The following is a 1,307-nucleotide window of genomic DNA, read 5'->3' as shown; positions in this document are numbered from 1 at the left end:
CTAACCTTGTCACTTGTTTCTAGAAACTAGTCTCTAGATCCGTAGCTTCGGTGAATAGTTTGAGCCCCGTTACATCTTCCGCGCGAGCCGACTCGACCAGTGAGCTATTACGCTTTCTTTAAAGGGTGGCTGCTTCTAAGCCAACCTCCTGGCTGTCTGGGCCTTCTCACATCGTTTCCCACTTAACTATTACTTTGGGACCTTAGCTGACGGTCTGGGTTGTTTCCCTTTCCACGACGGACGTTAGCACCCGCCGTGTGTCTCCCGTGATTGCACTCATCGGTATTCGGAGTTTGCATGGGGTTGGTAAGCCGGGATGGCCCCCTAGCCCAAACAGTGCTCTACCCCCGATGGTGAGACACGAGGCGCTACCTAAATAGCTTTCGAGGAGAACCAGCTATCTCCGGGCTTGATTAGCCTTTCACTCCTATCCACAAGTCATCCCCTGGCTTTTCAACGACAGTGGGTTCGGTCCTCCAATCAGTGTTACCTGATCTTCAACCTGCTCATGGATAGATCGCCCGGTTTCGGGTCTATTCACTGCGACTGGACGCCCTGTTAAGACTCGCTTTCGCTACGGCTTCCCTATGCGGTTAACCTTGCCACAGAAAATAAGTCGCTGACCCATTATACAAAAGGTACGCAGTTACAAGAGACTAGTATCAAGAGACAAGAAACAAGATTGGATGGACGTAAACCTGATGGTTATTCCTCCTGACACTTGTATCTTGATACTAGCCCCTTGCTCCCACTGCTTGTACGTACACGGTTTCAGGTTCTGTTTCACTCCCCTCAACGGGGTTCTTTTCGCCTTTCCCTCACGGTACTGGTTCACTATCGGTCAGTCAGGAGTATTTAGCCTTGGAGGATGGTCCCCCCATGTTCAGACAACATTTCACGTGTGCCGTCCTACTCGATTTCACAATAAAAGAGTTTTCGTGTACGGGGCTGTCACCCACTATGGCCGCACTTTCCAGAGCGTTCCACTAACTCCTGAATTGCTTAAGGGCTACTCCCCGTTCGCTCGCCGCTACTGGGGGAATCTCGGTTGATTTCTTTTCCTCCGGGTACTTAGATGTTTCAGTTCCCCGGGTTCGCCTCCTGAACCCTATGTATTCAGGTTAAGGATACTCACTTGTGTGAGTGGGTTTCCCCATTCGGACATTCCTGGATCAGCGCCTGTTTATCGGCTCCCCAAGACTTTTCGCAGATTACCACGTCCTTCATCGCCTCTGACTGCCAAGGCATCCACCGTGTACGCTTAGTCACTTGACCATATAACCCAAAACGATCTGTTTGGCTGCGAT

The 1,307-nt window shown here is 50.8% G+C and carries 1 rRNA gene; it reads right to left on the bottom strand.

The window, feature by feature from the left end:
• Window positions 1–1,275 (bottom strand): 23S ribosomal RNA (locus KDK19_RS00350); the annotation flags it as partial.
• Between the last annotated feature and the right edge of the window lie 32 nt (window positions 1,276–1,307).

Origin of the sequence: Endozoicomonas sp. ONNA1, assembly GCF_024606325.1 — a bacterium.
In the GTDB taxonomy this organism is placed as follows: Bacteria; Pseudomonadota; Gammaproteobacteria; order Pseudomonadales; family Endozoicomonadaceae; genus Endozoicomonas_A.
The sequence above is the reverse complement of the archived record's forward strand: the minus strand, read 5'-3'. Positions and strand labels throughout refer to the sequence as shown.